The organism is Aminobacterium sp. MB27-C1 (assembly GCF_030908405.1).
Lineage (GTDB): Bacteria > Synergistota > Synergistia > Synergistales > Aminobacteriaceae > Aminobacterium.
The window spans coordinates 264,506-281,249 of sequence record NZ_CP133089.1; the positions used below are offsets into that span (position 1 = coordinate 264,506).

14 protein-coding genes are annotated in these 16,744 nt (G+C 41.9%); 7 read left to right on the plus strand and 7 right to left on the minus strand.

Annotated elements, in window-relative coordinates; translation table 11 throughout:
- Position 1: 1 nt before the first annotated feature.
- The 5 genes from RBH88_RS01250 (at position 2) to RBH88_RS01270 (ending at position 6,757) form a co-directional block, all read left to right on the plus strand.
- Entirely contained in the window at positions 2–988 is a 987-nt protein-coding gene (locus tag RBH88_RS01250; RefSeq protein WP_213691037.1) for an ABC transporter ATP-binding protein, read from the plus strand.
- Positions 957–1,934, plus strand: a complete 978-nt coding sequence (locus RBH88_RS01255; RefSeq protein ID WP_374047591.1) for an ABC transporter ATP-binding protein — start codon at positions 957–959, stop codon at positions 1,932–1,934. Before RBH88_RS01250 ends, RBH88_RS01255 begins: the two co-directional genes overlap by 32 nt.
- 18 nt (positions 1,935–1,952) lie before the next feature.
- Entirely contained in the window at positions 1,953–3,020 is a 1,068-nt protein-coding gene (locus RBH88_RS01260) for a P1 family peptidase (protein WP_307879791.1), read from the plus strand.
- A gap of 69 nt (positions 3,021–3,089) precedes the next feature.
- The gene (locus RBH88_RS01265) at positions 3,090–4,709 is read left to right on the plus strand and encodes an ABC transporter substrate-binding protein (RefSeq protein ID WP_213691040.1); all 1,620 of its coding nucleotides are present in this window, start codon (positions 3,090–3,092) and stop codon (positions 4,707–4,709) included.
- Between the two features lie 101 nt (positions 4,710–4,810).
- Positions 4,811–6,757: a S9 family peptidase gene (locus RBH88_RS01270; RefSeq protein ID WP_307879792.1), complete on the plus strand. Its 1,947-nt coding sequence runs from the start codon at positions 4,811–4,813 to the stop codon at positions 6,755–6,757.
- A 56-nt stretch (positions 6,758–6,813) separates the two neighbouring features.
- Here RBH88_RS01270 and RBH88_RS01275 read toward each other — a convergent pair whose 3' ends face one another.
- Positions 6,814–8,253: a M17 family metallopeptidase gene (locus tag RBH88_RS01275; protein WP_213691042.1), complete on the minus strand. Its 1,440-nt coding sequence runs from the start codon at positions 8,251–8,253 to the stop codon at positions 6,814–6,816.
- A gap of 143 nt (positions 8,254–8,396) precedes the next feature.
- Between RBH88_RS01275 and RBH88_RS01280 the strand changes: the two genes are divergently transcribed.
- Entirely contained in the window at positions 8,397–9,446 is a 1,050-nt protein-coding gene (locus tag RBH88_RS01280) for a dipeptidase (protein ID WP_307879793.1), read from the plus strand.
- An 89-nt stretch (positions 9,447–9,535) separates the two neighbouring features.
- Here the strand turns inward: RBH88_RS01280 and RBH88_RS01285 are convergent, their stop codons facing one another.
- From RBH88_RS01285 to RBH88_RS01310, 6 genes are all read right to left on the minus strand, one after another.
- Positions 9,536–10,519, minus strand: a complete 984-nt coding sequence (locus RBH88_RS01285) for an ABC transporter ATP-binding protein (protein ID WP_213691043.1) — start codon at positions 10,517–10,519, stop codon at positions 9,536–9,538.
- Positions 10,512–11,507 (minus strand): ABC transporter ATP-binding protein, encoded by a 996-nt coding sequence (locus RBH88_RS01290; RefSeq protein WP_213691044.1) that lies wholly within the window; start codon positions 11,505–11,507, stop codon positions 10,512–10,514. The genes RBH88_RS01285 and RBH88_RS01290 overlap by 8 nt, the downstream gene beginning before the upstream one ends.
- A 9-nt stretch (positions 11,508–11,516) precedes the next feature.
- Positions 11,517–12,410 (minus strand): ABC transporter permease, encoded by an 894-nt coding sequence (locus RBH88_RS01295; protein WP_213691045.1) that lies wholly within the window; start codon positions 12,408–12,410, stop codon positions 11,517–11,519.
- Between the two features lie 19 nt (positions 12,411–12,429).
- Positions 12,430–13,356 (minus strand): ABC transporter permease, encoded by a 927-nt coding sequence (locus RBH88_RS01300; protein ID WP_213691046.1) that lies wholly within the window; start codon positions 13,354–13,356, stop codon positions 12,430–12,432.
- Between the two features lie 227 nt (positions 13,357–13,583).
- Positions 13,584–15,488, minus strand: a complete 1,905-nt coding sequence (gene gyrB / locus RBH88_RS01305; protein WP_213691047.1) for a DNA topoisomerase (ATP-hydrolyzing) subunit B — start codon at positions 15,486–15,488, stop codon at positions 13,584–13,586.
- The gene (locus tag RBH88_RS01310) at positions 15,485–15,706 is read right to left on the minus strand and encodes a hypothetical protein (RefSeq protein ID WP_213691048.1); all 222 of its coding nucleotides are present in this window, start codon (positions 15,704–15,706) and stop codon (positions 15,485–15,487) included. Before RBH88_RS01310 ends, gyrB begins: the two co-directional genes overlap by 4 nt.
- 136 nt (positions 15,707–15,842) lie before the next feature.
- On the opposite strand from RBH88_RS01310, the gene RBH88_RS01315 reads away from it, so the two are divergent.
- Positions 15,843–16,742 (plus strand): YitT family protein, encoded by a 900-nt coding sequence (locus RBH88_RS01315; protein ID WP_213699300.1) that lies wholly within the window; start codon positions 15,843–15,845, stop codon positions 16,740–16,742.
- The last annotated feature ends 2 nt before the right edge of the window (positions 16,743–16,744 follow it).

Genomic DNA, 16,744 nt, shown 5'->3' on the forward strand with positions numbered 1-16,744 from the left:
CATGAATACTAATGACGAACTTCTGCGTGTAGAAGATCTTACAACGTGGTTTTATACAGAGGGAGGAATTGTAAAAGCTCTTGAGAATGTTTCCTTTTCTATCAAGAAGGGGGAAATTCTTGGACTTGTGGGGGAGACAGGGTGTGGTAAGTCTGTTACATCGTCGTGTATTATGCGGCTTATTCCCACACCTCCAGGGAAAATTATGGGCGGAAAGATCATGTTTGAAGATCGTAATCTTCTTGATCTTTCTGCAAACGAGATGAGAAAGATTCGAGGAAATGAGATCTCTATGATTTTTCAGGATCCCATGAGTTGTCTCAACCCTGTTTATAAAGTAGGTTTTCAAGTTCAGGAAGCCATACAAGTTCATCAACGCTCCTTATCTTTGTCAAAAGTTATGGATAAGGTCAAGAGCCTTTTTAGCGAGGTTAATATTCCAGACCCCGACAAATCCATTGACCGTTATCCACACCAGTTTTCTGGAGGGATGAAACAACGTGTCATGATCTCTATGGCATTATCGTCCCATCCCAAACTATTGATAGCTGACGAACCGACAACGGCTCTTGATGTGTCTATTCAGGCTCAGATTCTTTCTCTTATAAAAAAGCTTCAGAAAGATTATGGAACAAGCATTTTGCTTATTTCCCATGATTTGGGCGTAATAGCTTCTATGGCGCAAAAAGTTGCAGTTATGTATGCTGGCAGCATTATAGAGTATGGAACTGTGCAGGATATTTTTAATAATCCTCTTCACCCCTATACAAAAGGGCTTCTTGGGGCCATCCCTCGACTTGATCGTGATCAGGAATGGCTACAGGTTATAAAAGGCTCTCTTCCTAATTTAATGGAGCTTCCTCAGGGATGTAAGTTCCAGGCTCGTTGCGAGTGTGCCAGACCGGAATGCTCTGAACGAAGACCAGAGCGGGTTGAAGTAGAAAAAGGACACGAGGTTGCATGCCATGTCTATTCTCAAGGTCGATAATCTAAAAAAATACTTCCCTGTCGAGGGAGGTATGTTTCGTAAGAAAATAACGGGTGAAGTAAAAGCTGTAGATGGAGTATCCTTTTCTATTGAAGAAGGAAAAACACTTGGTCTTGTAGGCGAATCTGGAAGCGGAAAATCAACGATAGGGCTGATGACTCTTAAGCTTTTAAGCATAACTGACGGTGACATCCTTTTTAAAGGTCAATCTATTCGTTCTTTTGATGATACTCAATTAAAAGAATTTCGATTGAATGCTCAGATGGTATTTCAAAATCCTTTTGCTTCTTTAAACCCCCGAATGATTATTCGAGATACCATTGGTAGAGTTCTTAAAATTCATGGTCTCGTCAAAAATGATAATGAAATGGAAGATAGAGTGCTTGAAACCCTTCAGGAAGTGGGGCTTAAACCAGAACATCTTGGGCGTTACCCTCATGAATTTTCAGGCGGACAACGTCAGCGTATAGCTGTTGCACGTGCCCTTATTTCTAATCCGGCTTTCATTGTTCTTGACGAACCAACGTCAGCTCTTGATGTTTCTGTACAAGCTCAGATTCTTAACTTGTTTAAAACTCTTCAGGAGAAACGTGGTCTGACATATCTTTTCATTTCGCATAACCTGGCCGTTATTCGTCATATCAGCGATAATGTTGCTGTTATGTATCTTGGAAGATTGATGGAATACGCTTCGAAAGAAGAAATTTTCAACAATCCGAAGCATCCATATACGCAGGCTTTGTTGAAAAGTATTCCGAAACCATGTGTTACGGGGGAGGATATAGAAGATAAGGTTATTAAGGGGGATATTCCCAGCCCCTTGAATCCTCCTACAGGATGTCGATTTCACACTCGTTGCCCTCTTGCGCAAGATGTTTGTGCTCTGGAGGCTCCTGAGTGGCGTAAAATAGGAGAAAAGCATTTTGTCGCTTGTCATTTTGCCTAGAAAGCTGAGGAGAAAATAATGAAATCGCAGAAACGTATTGCCGATTACGGTATCCACATTGGTTGTATGAAAAGGGGAGTGCTTAACGCCATTACAGATGTTGCCGGAGTAAGGGTTGGACATTGCACCTTAGACGATGGAAACATTAAAACTGGGGTTACTGCTGTAATACCTCATGAGGGCAATATGTTTCAGGAAAAACTTTTTGCAGCATGTCACGTTATTAATGGGTTTGGGAAATCTGTTGGCCTTATTCAGATTGAAGAGTTGGGAACACTTGAAACTCCCATTATTCTTACAAACACATTAAGCACGGGGACGGCTACAGAAGCGCTTGTTCGTTATATGCTCAAAGAAAACCTTGATATTGGTAAAGAAACAGGAACTGTAAACCCTGTTGTATGCGAATGTAATGATGGGTTTCTCAACGATATACGAGGTCTCCATATTCGAGAGGAGCATGTATTGCAAGCTCTTGCCAATGTTGGTACGGAGTTTGAAGAAGGTTCTGTAGGGGCGGGACGCGGCATGTCCTGTTATCAGCTAAAGGGTGGAATAGGAACAGCATCCAGGCTTGTAGAGATAGATAATTCGACATTTACGATTGGTGTTCTTGTCCTTTCCAATTTCGGAGAAAAAGGTGACTTTGTTGTAGATGGTCATAAAGTAGGAAAAAGTATAGTTTCTTTAGAACAGCCACAAGAGGATCAAGGTTCTATTATTGTCGTCATAGCAACAGATATTCCTATGACAGAACGCCAGTTAAAACGGCTCTGTCGTCGCTCTTCAGTGGGAATCACCAGGACGGGGGCTTATATCGGAAACGGTAGTGGTGAAATAGCTATTGCTTTTACAACATCTAATCGTTTTGCTCATTATGAAAAAGCACCTGTTTGTCCCATAGGAATATTCAACGAAAATCACATCAATTTAGCTTTTAGAGCAGTTGTGGAGGCGACAGAAGAAGCCGTTCTCAACTCGATGATTTGTGCAGAAACTACAAAAGGTCGAGATGGAAATGTTCGCCATTCTCTGAAAGAGTATGCATCTTTTCTGTATACACTGATTGATAATTCTAAGCATTGATTATATCATGTATATACTTTTAGCAAGGTGCGATGGGCTTTTCTATATCTCGTAGGAGGGAAGAACTGAATGAAGAAAAAAATGTGGATAGCTTTGCTTGCAGCGCTAGTGTGTGTCTTTGCAGTATCTGGGGCTTTTGCTGAACCTCAGACCGGTGGTATTTTGAGATGGCGTCTTATTAACGATCCACCGTCTCTTGATCCTGTTTTTTCTAATATTACTGTTGCAACCCGTGGCTCAAATTTGTATCTGGAAACTTTGGTGACAACATCTGCTGATGGTCAAAAGATTCTTCCTTTGTTGGCTGAAAGCTGGGAAGTCAATGAAGATGCATCAGTTTGGACCTTCCATCTGCGCAAGGGCGTTCATTTCCATAAGGCAATTTTAGGCGAACCCACTCTCAATGGTGGCCGTGAAATGACAGCCGAAGATGTGAAATATAGCTTTGAACGTTTAGTAAAAATGAAAGCGGCTCGTGTTTTCTTTGCAAGCAGTATTGCCGGATTTGAAGAGTTGAACGATGGTAAGGTTGATGAATGGAGTGGCATCAAGGTTCTTGATAAATATACCGTTCAGTTTACTCTTAAGTCTTCTTTTGCACCTTTCCTTGCTGTTTTGACATACCCTAACTTCGGCGTTCTTCCTAAAGAAGATGCTGAGAAATGGGGCAAAGAGTTTACCTTCCATCCTGTGGGAACAGGTCCCTTTATTCTTGAAAAATGGGATCACGATAGCTTGGTTTCCTTTAAAAAGAATCCTGACTATTGGAGAAAAGATGCTAATGGAAAGCAGCTTCCTTATCTTGATGGGGTAGATCTGATTATTATCCCTGATAATAGCGTAGCTTACCTTGAGTTTAAAAAAGGTAACATTGACGTATTACCAGATATTCCTGATGAGTACTATAACGAAATCAAAGAAGAGTTTGGCGATAAGTTCCAGGAAATTCCTGGCTTGAACGTTCAATATTATGGAATGAACCAGACTAAGGCTCCCTTTGATAATGTTAAAGTTCGTCAGGCTTTGAACTACGCTATAAATAGAGAGGCCATCAACGAATTAGTTCTTAATGGACGTTATGCTGTTGCAAAGGGTGTTCTGCCTCCTGGTATGCCCGCATATAACCCCGATATGAACAGCTATACGTATAATCCAGAGAAAGCTAAAGAACTTTTGAAAGAGGCAGGATACGACAAAGGTTTTGAAGTGACACTTCATTATAATAACAACCCACGTCATAAGGCTATTGGTGAAGCAGTTCAGGCCCAGCTTGCTGAATTGGGAATTAAGATGAACCTTTCTTCTTCTGAAGTGGGAGCTCACTACGATGCCGTTCGACGTGGCGATTACGGTCTATTCAGAGCTGGATGGGCTGGAGACTATGTCGATCCCGATAACTTCCTTTATACATTGTTCTATTCCGGAAATATCGGACCTCAAGGAAACTATTCCCGTTATAAGAACAGCGAAGTAGATCAGTGGCTTGTTGCCGCACGCCAGGAAACTGATCATGAAAAACGTGTCGAGCTTTACAAAAAAGCCGAGCAGAAAGTTGTTGATGATGCTGTATGGCTCTTCCTTTTCTACAGCACAAACAGCCTTGTTGCAGGGCCAAACGTAGAGGATATTCATCTTGACTTCCTCGGAGACTATATGACGAAGCTTACACAAGTATATCTTGCAAAATAAACTATTCATATAGTTTTTGAATTAAAAGAGGGAGACCGTTTCCGGTCTCCCTCTTTCAGTTGAATGGAAAATGGAAATGAACGAAAGGAGTTCTTGGCACTATGAAACAAAGAGTAGAATTAACGGATTTGCTGAAATATAAATTTCTTTCAACTCCTATATTTTCACCGAATGGAGAACATATTTGCTTCAAGGTTCATCAGGCTTTACAAGAAGAGAACCGTTATGCCACAAATCTTTGGATTTATAATATTCCTCGCAAAGAGCTTAAACAACTAACCACATCAGGTAAAGAAAAATTTTTTGCATGGCAGCCAGATGGACAGTCTCTCCTCTTCGCCAGTGAGAGGAAAGAGCCTGGGAAAAAAGAAACCCATCTTTATTCCCTCCCTCTGGATGGCGGAGAAGCCCATTTCCTCAAAAGTATCCCCATGTCTCTCTCTTCCGTTGTTGTCCTTAACGATGATCTTCTCTTAATGATGGCTTCTTTCGAGCCAGAATATGTAAACCCCTATGAAGCGGATTATATGATTTTTGAACAGATTCCATTTTGTTCCAATGGGAAAGGTTTTACAGCCCAACGTAAAAATGGACTTTATTTATATAGGTTATCTACAGAGAAGGCCACGTTACTTTCTCCCCAAGACATGGACGTTGAGAATTTTTGCGTAGGTGATAACGGGAATAAAATTTTAGCTTGGGGGCCGCAATATCGTTGCGTCAAAGGACGTTATAATTCATTGTTTGAATTTGATCTTCAATCGGATAGCAAGAAAGAGCTCTTAACTGGCGACACGTTTACCTGTCGTTGGGCATCATATGTCAATGGTGAAATATGGGTTACTGGCAGTTACCTTAAAGAACATGGAATCAATGAAAACGTTAAATTTTATAAGCTTAATAATGATGGTCTATCTTGTGTTACTCCCGAACTAGACAGAGGGTTGCGTAATTCCATAGGATGCGATTGTCGGTATGGAACGACAAATCTTAATCTTGCCTTTTTTGCCCAAGGAAACACCGCATGGTTTGTTTCTACAGATAACTTCAGATCTTATCTTCATACTGTTTGTCCAGATGGTTCGATAAAACAAATGACTCACGAGCTTTTTTCGGTTGATGATTATCGTATATGTGGAGATAAGGCTGCGGTTATAGGCTTAAAAGGATTGGGACTTCAAGAGCTTTATCTGGTAAAAGATGGAAAAGAAGAGCAGGTAACCTACTTTAACGATTGGCTTTTACAGGAATACGATCTTTCTGAACCTATCCATGTGCTTGTTGATAATGGAACAGACGATCCCATCGACGGATGGTATATGAAACCTGTAAATTTCGAGGAAGGGCAGAAGTATCCTGCCATTTTAGATATACATGGCGGTCCAAAAACGACGTATGGAGATGTGTTCTTTCACGAAATGCAATATTGGGCTGCGCAGGGCTATGGTGTCTTTTTCTGCAATCCCAGAGGAAGTGACGGGAAAGGAAATGGGTTTGATGATATACGAGGCAAGTATGGAACAATAGATTACGAAGATTTAATGACCTTTACCAATTGGATTACAGAGAATATTTCCTTTATTGATAAAGATCGCCTTGGCGTAACAGGTGGTTCTTATGGTGGATTTATGACGAACTGGATTATTGGACACACCGATCTCTTTAAAGCTGCTGTTTCTCAGCGGAGTATCAGTAACTGGATTTCAAAAGCTGGCGTATCGGATATAGGTTATTACTTTGTTCCAGATCAGCAAGATGCTGATATTTGGTCGGATGCTGATAAATTATGGTGGCATTCTCCTTTGAAGTATGCTAACCAGGCTAAAACTCCGACGCTCTTCATCCATTCTGATGAGGACCATCGCTGTGAACTTTCTCAGGGGCTTCAGATGTTTTCTGCATTGAAGCGTCATGGCGTGGAGAGTAAAATGTGTGTTTTCAAGGGAGAAAATCATGAATTGAGCCGAAGTGGCAAACCTCGGCAGCGTCTTGCCCGCCTTCAGGAGATGACAGCGTGGTTTGACCGTTTCTTAAAAGGGAAGAAGTAAAATAGCATTGAAAAAGACGTCCGAATTAATTTTCGGACGTCTTTTTCATTTTTATGTTATTTATGATTTCTTAGAAGGTATTCGAGGCAGGTTCGTGTAGCAAAAGCAGATGCTCCGAGTCCATAGCAATCGAATTCCTTTTCATAGTAGTCAACTGCTGCTATATCAAGATGAGCCCATGGAATGGTGGGATCAACAAACTCTTTTAAAAACATTCCTGCTGTAATCATGCCACCACCAGGCCCGCCTGTGTTTACTACATCAGCATAAGGAGTATTGATTTGTTCTCGAAGTTTTTCATCGTCCATGCAAAATCTGTGGAAACGTTCACCCGTTGTCGAAGCTACCTGAAACAGGTCATCGCTTAGTTCATCATAATCGCAGACTAGCCCTGCAGTATAGTTTCCCAGAGCTGTAACAGCAGCACCTGTAAGAGTTGCCATATCAATAATGGCCTGAGGTTTGAATGTCGATGCATAAGCAAGCATATCAGCAAGAGTAACTCGACCTTCAGCATCGGTATTTTTTATTTCAATTGTTTTACCGTTGAATGCGCGGATAATATCATCAGGTCTGTACGAGTTCCCATCAGGCATGTTCTCGACAGCTCCGAAAAAGCCATGTACTTCATAAGGACATTGAAGAGGAGTAAGAGCTTTCATAATACCTAAAACGTTACAAGCACCGGTTTTATCACATTTCATGGTTTTAATGCCAGCTCTTGTTTTTATACAGAGACCGCCACTATCAAAAGTGACGCTTTTGCCCACGATAGCTATCTTTCCAAGGGGTTCTATTCCTTGAGGATGATATGTAAGATGTACAAGTCTCGGAGGTGTTTTAGACCCCTTGCCAACGTGCCAGAGAGCAAGAAGGCCTTGGTCCTGAATTTGCTGCTCGTCAAGAATGGTGAGATCCATATTATATTGTGACGCTATTTCTCTGGCGATGTCTGCCATTGTAAGAGGGGTGATAACGTTCCCAGGCTCATTAGCCAAATCTCTGGAATATGTTTGAGCAGAAGCGATATAACGGCCCCTTTCCATGGCTTCGAGGTTTCCTTTCTCAAGGAAAAAGGACTCACACTGTGTGGCTGGTGAGGTATCGGTCGTACGGTATTTTGTGAATCGATAGTTTCCTAAAATGGCTCCTTCAGCTACAGCTTTACTTGTCGCATCTGTTGGGTCTTCTGGCAGTGTAAGAGAAAAGGAAGTAACCCCCATAGCTGTTCCTTTTCTTACAAATTCGGCAGTTTTGTTGCGGTATAGGCAGATAATATCTGAATTTTGATCACTCTTTTTCCCCAGACCAATAATGGCGATCCAATGAGTGCCTTCAGAGGACGGAATAAATTGAATAGATCCCTTTTTCCCCCATTTCGAAGCCAAACTACTGTAGAGTGTCAGAGATTCAGGTATTTTGATATCCTCAAAAATCATAAATCCGCGTACACTCGTAGGTGTTGTGTATGACGGGTGAGAACTTAGAAAATCCATGACGTACACCTCCAAAAATAATGTCATCAAACGTCTACTATACAACAAAGGATAGAAGAGAGGGTATAATCTCGAAGGTTAGTTGTGTATTTTTTTCAACTTCATATGGATATTACAACCTTACTATATTGGAGGCATAATTTATGGCAGATAAGAACGACATGAATCTTTCTTATTATGAGAGAGCTCAGAAACTTCACGAGAAAAATATAGTAGTTGATGCGCATTTTGATCTTTTACCATTGGTTTTGGGAAAGCGTTTAAAGGGTGAAACTCATGTTATTGAACGAGATTATCTTCCCTCTCTAAAAGCGGGCGGTGTCGGTCTGGTTATTTCCTCACTCTTTATACCCAATGAATATCTGCCTGAGATGGGGTTACGACGTGCTCTTGATTTAATAAGCGCACTTCATGCAGAAATGGAAGAAAGTCCAGGCCTTTTTGTTTTATGTAGAAATACTCGAGAAATTCGTGCTGCCAGAGAAAAGGGGCAACTTGCCATACTTCTGTCATTCGAAGGTCTTGAACCTATCGGAAACGACCTTTCTTTGCTTCGTATTTTTTATGAATTGGGTGTCAGAGGTATTGGTGTTACATGGAGCCGCCGAAATTACGCAGCAGATGGCTGCTTTTTCCACAGTGTAGAAGAAGGGAAAAAAGGTGGGCTCACTGAGTTCGGTGTAAAAGTTATTCGAGAAGCAGCTCGTTTAGGGATGTATCTTGATGTAAGCCACCTTAATGACGAGGGTTTTGACGATCTCTTTTCTTTTTATGAAGGACCTTTCATGGCCTCACATTCTAATTGCAGAGCGCTGGCTCCATCTATGAGAAATCTTACAGATGATTTAATTCGCAAATTAGCATCGCGAGGTGGTGTGATGGGCATGAATGTGTGCAGTACTTTTGTGGGAGATCCCGATGTGAAAAAGTTGGATGAAAAAGATTTAGCCAATCATGTTGATCATATCCGCGAATTGGCAGGGGTTGAGCATATAGGTTTTGGTTTTGATTTTTGCGATGAAATGAGAGATTTTACAAAACCTGGGCCTCATAGAAATTATGATTGCATAAAAGGACATTCTCGCTCTCTTGAGTTTACTGCGGAATTTCTTGCTAGAGATTACAGTGAGGAAGATGCAATAAAGATTATGGGCGGGAATTTTATGAGATTTTTGGAAAGAACTATAGGATAAACAGAGAGAGAATTTTTAAAAATTCTCTCTCTGTTGAGACTTCGTTGAAAAATAGATTGAGCCTGGCTTTTTTTGTGGAGCCGGGCTTTTTATTTTTCATGGAGAAAACAGGCAGTAAAGTGTTCGTTTCCTCTGTCGACAAGTTCCGGAATTTCTTGGGAACAGCGATCCATGGCGAATGGGCAACGTGTGTGGAAACGGCAGCCCGTGGGAGGGTTAGCCGGTGAAGGGATATCACCTTCCAACGGAATTCGTGTTCCTCGCTGTTCAGGATCAGGAAGAGGAATAGAGGAAAGAAGAGCTTTAGTATAGGGATGCATAGAATTTTCAAAGATCTCTTCTTTTTCACCTAACTCTACAATTGTTCCTAGATACATTATGGCTATTCTGTCGGAAATAAACTTTACGACAGAGAGGTCGTGGGTGATAAAAAGGTACGTGAGATCAAATTCTTCCTTCAAATCTATAAGTTCGTTAAGAACCTGGCTCTGTATAGAGACGTCAAGGGCACTTACAGGTTCGTCACAAACAATAAACTCAGGTTTGAGAGCAAGAGCTCGTGCAATACCTATTCTCTGCCTCTGTCCGCCAGAAAACTCATGCGGATAACGGAATCGATGTTCTGGAAGAAGACCTGCCTTAACAATAACGTCGGTCACATACTCATCTAGTTCCTTCTTGCCTTTGACAATACCGTAATATTTAACGGCTTCTCCTACTATTTCCTGCACTGTCATGCGAGGATTAAGGCTTCCATAAGGATCTTGAAAGATGATTTGTATGTTTTTTCGAATTTCTGCAGGATTTTCCTTCAAAGTTTCTCCCACATCTTTACCTTTAAAATACACAGAGCCTTCAGTAGGCGTAAGAAGGTGCATAAGTGTACGCCCAGTTGTAGATTTTCCACATCCAGACTCGCCTACAAGTCCTAGTGTTTCTCCTTTTTTTATGGAAAAAGAGACGCCATCCACAGCTTTTACGTAGCCTACTGTTTTTTTAAAGACTCCCTTTTTTATGGGAAAGTATTTTTTAAGTCCTTCGACTCTAAGAAGGTCTGGGCTATTTTTATTCATTTTCTACACCTACCTTCTCAGAGTGGTTTTCGTAGAGCCAGCATCGAACAGCCCTATTATCTGAAAGATTATAAAGAGGTGGCTCTTCCTTAGTGCATCTTTCAAAGCATTGAGAACAACGGTTATGAAATTTACATCCAGATGGAAAGTTTAATGGGCTTGGCACGACTCCAGGAATAACGTCAAGACGCGTAGACTTCGTGTGAAGTTTAGGAATAGAGTTCAAAAGTCCTTGCGTATACGGATGTCTGGGATCTTTGAAAAGCGGAACAACTGGAGCTCTCTCCACAACTTTCCCTGCGTACATTACCACTACTTTTTGAGCCATCTGAGCAATAACGCCAAGATCATGGGTAATGAAAATAATGGCGGAATTCATTTTATGCTTGAGTTCGTTCATAAGATCAAGGATCTGTGCTTGAACTGTAACGTCAAGGGCCGTAGTCGGTTCATCTGCGATGAGAAGAGCAGGGTTGCACGCCAATGCCATTGCAATCATGGCTCTTTGTCTCATACCGCCAGAAAGTTGGTGAGGGTATTCCAGCATCCTTTGACGAGCAGAGGGAATGCTTACAAGTTCCAACAGTTCCACTGCTTTTTCAAAAGCAGCCTTATTATCCATTTTCTGGTGAAGTCGAAGTGGTTCCATAATTTGTTCTCCTATCGTAAAGACAGGATTAAGGCTTGTCATAGGTTCCTGGAAAATCATGGAGATATCATTCCCACGAACTTTTCTCATTTGTTCCTCTGAGTATTTAGTAAGGTCTTTTCCATCAAAGAGGATTGTTCCTCCAGCTATACGTCCAGCAGGACGAGGTAAAAGCCCCATAATAGAGAGAGATGTGACCGATTTACCGCATCCGGATTCTCCTACGATACCCAATGTTTCTCCTGGTTCAACGGAGAAAGAGACACCATCAACGGCTTTGACTGTCCCTGCATCTGTATCAAAGTATGTTTTTAAGTTTTTGACTGTTAGCAGTGTCATGTTTTTCCCCTACCTTTTTAAACGAACATCAAGGGCGTCACGAAGGCCATCACCTACAAAGTTGAAAGCGAGAACGGTGTACATGATCGCTAAGCCAGGGAATATAGCCCACCACCATTGTCCTGTAGTCAGATAACGCTGGCCTTCAGATATCATGAGTCCCCAACTGGGTGTAGGCGGTTGAGCACCAAAACCAAGAAAAGCAAGCCCTGCTTCTGTTGTAATAACTCCACCCATGCCTAAGGTTGCCTGAACGATTATTGGTGCAATAGCGTTAGGCAAAATATGCCTGAATATTATTCTTGACGTTGGCAAGCCGAGAGCTTTTGTTGCTTCCACATATTCTCTTTCTCGAAGTGAGATAAACTGTGCTCTGGCAACACGGGCAATAGGTACCCATGTCACAATACCAATAGATATGAAAATGACGATCATTCCTGGATTTTTAAAGACAGCAACGACGGCCAGAACGAAGAGAAAGAATGGAAAGGCGAATACTACGTTGATGACCCACGAAATAATATCGTCAACATAGCCACCGAAATACCCAGCCAATGCTCCGAGGGTTACGCCTACAACGAGAGACACGATGGTTGCAAAAATACCGATCTGGAGAGATATTCTGGCCCCATAAATAATTCGACTGAAAATATCTCGTCCGTAGAGGTCTGTTCCCATCCAGTGCTCTGCAGATGGCGCTGCAAGTTTCGCTTTAACTCCTTCTGTCCAAATAAGCTGTTTGGTCGGGTCGTGAGGAGCTATAAATGGTGCAAATATAGCTATACTGAGCAAAGCTATAACCATAAATAACCCTATCATTGCTAATTTGTTGCGGCGAAAACGAATCCATGCCTCATACCAGAGGTTTCCTGTCGTAGCTTTCCTTTTTTGTTTTTCTGCCATAATTTTTTCTCCTGTACGTCTAGTCGTAACGAATTCGTGGATCGAAGAAGCCGTAAGATATATCAACGATAAGATTGGCTACAAGAAAGATGATGGCCATGAAAATAACTGTTCCACGAATCATAGGGAAATCTCGAGCTATCAGTGCATCTACAGAAAGTCGGCCAATACCTGGCCATGCGAAGATGGTTTCTGTTAGAACGGCACCAGAAAGAAGAGACGCTATTTGAGTTCCTATAATGGTGATGATAGGAATCATGGCATTTTTCAAAGCATGTTTCATGATAATTATGTTTTGTGCCAAACCTTTGGCGCGGGCGGTACGGATGTAGTCTTGATTAAGAACTTCAAGCATGCAGGAACGAGTAAGACGGGCTGTTAATGCGGCAGGTCGAACACCTAATGTAATCATGGGAAGTATCAGATATTTGATAGATCCGTCTCCAAATCCTGCACCTGGAATCCAACCAAGGGTGTACGCAAAAATAAAAAGCAGAAGAAGCCCTATCCAGAAAACTGGGGCGCTTACCCCTGCTATGGCTATAAACATAGCCGAGTAATCAAAAACGGAATATTGTTTAACTGCCGAAATAATACCAGCCAATATACCGATAGTGGTTCCCAGAAACAAAGCACCAGCTGCAAGCTTGGCCGTAGCTCCAAAGCGGGTGATAATGGCGTCTAAAACTTTTTCATTTGTTCGGTAGGATGTTCCAAGGTCCCCTTTACATACTTGGGTAATAAAGCGGACGTACTGAACGTGAAGCGGAAGATCAAGGCCTAAATCCGCTCGAATTTTTGCGAGAGTTTCCGGGTCGCCACGTTGCCCCATCATAATCATGGCAGGGTCTCCAGGCACAACATTAATAAGAAGAAACACGACTGTTATAACGCCCCACACAACAGGGATTGTGTAAAGAATTTTCCTCGTGATGTACGAAAACACGATGATCCTCCCTTTCCGTTGTCAAATATGTTTGGATGAATAGTATGTAAAAGCTAGGTCAAGTACACACCCCCTATGTATGTTGATACATCATAAAATGATACTCGATTAAGTGATTTTATGATGAATTGAATCTTTTTAATCTTATACAGAGCGCACAAAATAAAGCAAATAAGAGTCTCTTTTTTAAAGAGACTCTTATTTGACGTTGTCTCTATTTTTTACAATTATATATCAAGGTTCCGTACTTCGTGAGCATGGGCAGTGATGAAATCTCGTCGTGGTTCAACTTTATCGCCCATCAGAATGCTGAAGTATTCGTCTGCGACCATGGCATCTTCTATTTCTATTCGTTTTAGAAGCCGGTTTTGCGGATCCATTGTTGTTTCCCACAACTGATCTGGATTCATTTCTCCCAAACCTTTGTATCGCTGCACTGATGCTTTCTTGGAGTCAGCCATAGAATCCATGATTTGGCGCAGCTCTTTATCACTAAAGCAGTAAGAAATATTCTTTCCTCGCTGAACCCGGTAGAGGGGCGGTTGGGCCAGGTAGAGGTGTCCTTTTTCAACAAGATCGTGCATATAGCGATAGAAGAAAGTGAGCAAGAGCGTACTGATGTGAGCACCATCAACGTCAGCATCTGTCATGATGATGATTTTATCGTAACGAAGCTTGCTGTAATCAAAATCTTCTCCTATGCCACATCCAAGTGCCTGAATGATAGTTCGTATTTCATTGTTACTTAAAACTTTATCGAGGCGTGCCTTCTCCACATTAAGAATTTTCCCTCGTAAAGGGAGAATGGCTTGAAAACTTCGGTCTCGTCCCTGTTTTGCACTTCCACCAGCAGATTCTCCCTCAACAATATAGACTTCACTAATATGAGGATCTTTGCTGGAACAGTCGGCCAATTTCCCAGGAAGGTTCATTCCTGTCATAGCCGTCTTGCGTACAAGTTCTCTGGCTTTTTTAGCAGCAGCTCGAGCTTGTCGAGCACGAAGAGCTTTTTCTACAACAGGTTTGAGCACATCTTGATGTTCGTCAAGGTATGTAATAAGACCGTCATATACAACGGAATCAGTAATACCTTTAATTTCACTGTTCCCCAGCTTTGTTTTTGTTTGTCCTTCAAATTGCGGGTTGGGGAGCTTGACAGAAAGAACGCAGGTAAGACCTTCCTTAAGGTCTTCACCAGAAAGGTTCTCATCTTTGTCTCTAAGAAGTTTCGCTCGTCTGGCAACTTCATTTATAGCTCGGGTCAAAGCTGTTCTGAAACCGGATACGTGGGTACCTCCCTCGACCGTATGAATCATATTGGCGAAGGCATAGATACGCTCAAGGTAGCCGTCATTATATTGGATTCCAAGTTCCACAGATGCCCCATCTTTTTCTCCCGAAATAACGATGGGATCGGCAAAAAGAGGAGTTTTCCCCTTATTGAGGTACTCTATGAACGTTTTAATACCACCTTCGTAATGGAATTCAATGATCTTTGATACCCGTCGATCTTCAAGTGAGATCATGAGTCCCGGATTTAAGAAAGCCATTTCCCGAAGGCGACCAGTTAATATATCCGTTGAAAATTTAACTTCTTCGAATATTGTAGCGTCGGGCATAAAACGAACAAAGGTTCCATTTTGATCTGTTGGAACGCCATCTGAGAGGTCAGTTACTGGTGTCCCCTTCTCAAAACGTTGGGTTCTAGCCAGTCCATTGCGATGGATAGTTATTTCCAGCCATTCAGAAAGGGCGTTAACGACTGAAATACCTACGCCATGCAATCCTCCTGACACTTTATAGGCCTGATTGTCAAATTTACCTCCGGCATGAAGAACTGTAAGTACAACTTCTGATGCAGGTCTGCCATTTGACGGGTGAGGTTCTGTTGGAATGCCTCGGCCGTTATCTTCTATAGAGACACTCTCATCCTCATAAATTACAACACTTATCTTGCTGCAGTAGCCAGCTATGGCTTCATCAATTGAATTGTCTACGACCTCGTACACGAGATGGTGAAGGCCTCTGGCCCCTGTGTCCCCGATGTACATGCCTGGACGTTTACGAACGGCTTGTAAGCCTTCAAGTACTTGTATATCTTTGGCCGTGTACTGTTTGGCCGGTGCTGTCATACGGAATCTCCTCCTTGGTGCTTTTGCTTAAAATCCAAAGCATTACGTCTTGATTCTTTTACGAAAGCGCGGTATCTTCTAGATAGGGTCTCTGGTTTAAACCCAGTTGCAACTACAGACCCATCTTTCGTATAAAGAGCCGTTTCGTCCCCGTGGCGAACGATGGCAATGATCTTACCTGCTGAAATGATTCCCTGACCTTCGAGGGGAATGAACACGGCTTCACACCCTTTCTTTTTCTAGTGTTGCAACCTAATTATTATACCAAATATGGTTGTCTCTTGCTTTTCTTGAGCTGCTGCGCTAGAGTAACAATTCATTTTTTGGAATATATTTTTAAGGAGGATATGTGGATTGAAAGGCGTTTCTCGTTTGGCTATAAAAAAATCTCTCATTCGTTTATTTTTGGCTATAAAGGGAGAGTGGCAGGCTTTTACTGCCGTAACAGTTGGAAATATATTAATGGCTCTTGGTTTTGTTATTTTTGTTTTGCCCAATCGTTTTCCTGATCTTGGAGTTTCAGGTATTGCTGTTCTTTCGAACTATGTATGGGGTATTTCTCCGGCGTGGGTTATCCTTATTGCCAATGCTGCATTAATGGCGTGGGGGTGGCGAGAACTTTCACCTCGTTTCGTTATTTGGACAGCGTATTCTGTTGTTCTTTTTTCTTTGTTATTGAAGGTTTTTGAGGTCATTCCTCTTCTAGATCTTGAAGATAAATTTATGGCGGCCGTCCTTTCAGGTGTTATAAAGGGTTTTGGAGCAGGATTGATTTTTAGGGCGGGTTCCTCTACTGGGGGGATGGATATTCCCGGAATGGCTCTTCGTAAACGATATGGAATAGAGATGGGGCAATTTTCCATTTATTATAATACAGTAATTCTGGCGTTATCTGCTTTTGTTGTTGGCATTCAGTCGTCAATTTACGGTGTTGTTGGTCTCTACATTTATGGCATTGTCTTAGATAATACAACTCGTTCTTTTGACCGGCGAAAACAGGTGTTTATCATTACAAGTCAGCCCTATGACGTTTCATCTTTTATTACGAAAGACCTTCATAGGGGGGTAACCTTACTCCGCGGAGAAGGCGGCTTTTCGGGGCAGGAACGAATAGTGTTACTGGCCCTTCTTGAACCACGTCAAATGGTGACTCTTAAACGCTTTCTGGGAGAAAAAGATCCCAATGCCTTTATGTCAATTAGCGATGCTTCAGAAGTTCTTGGTAAAGGTTTTAAGAGCTGGAAGGCCTTATAGAA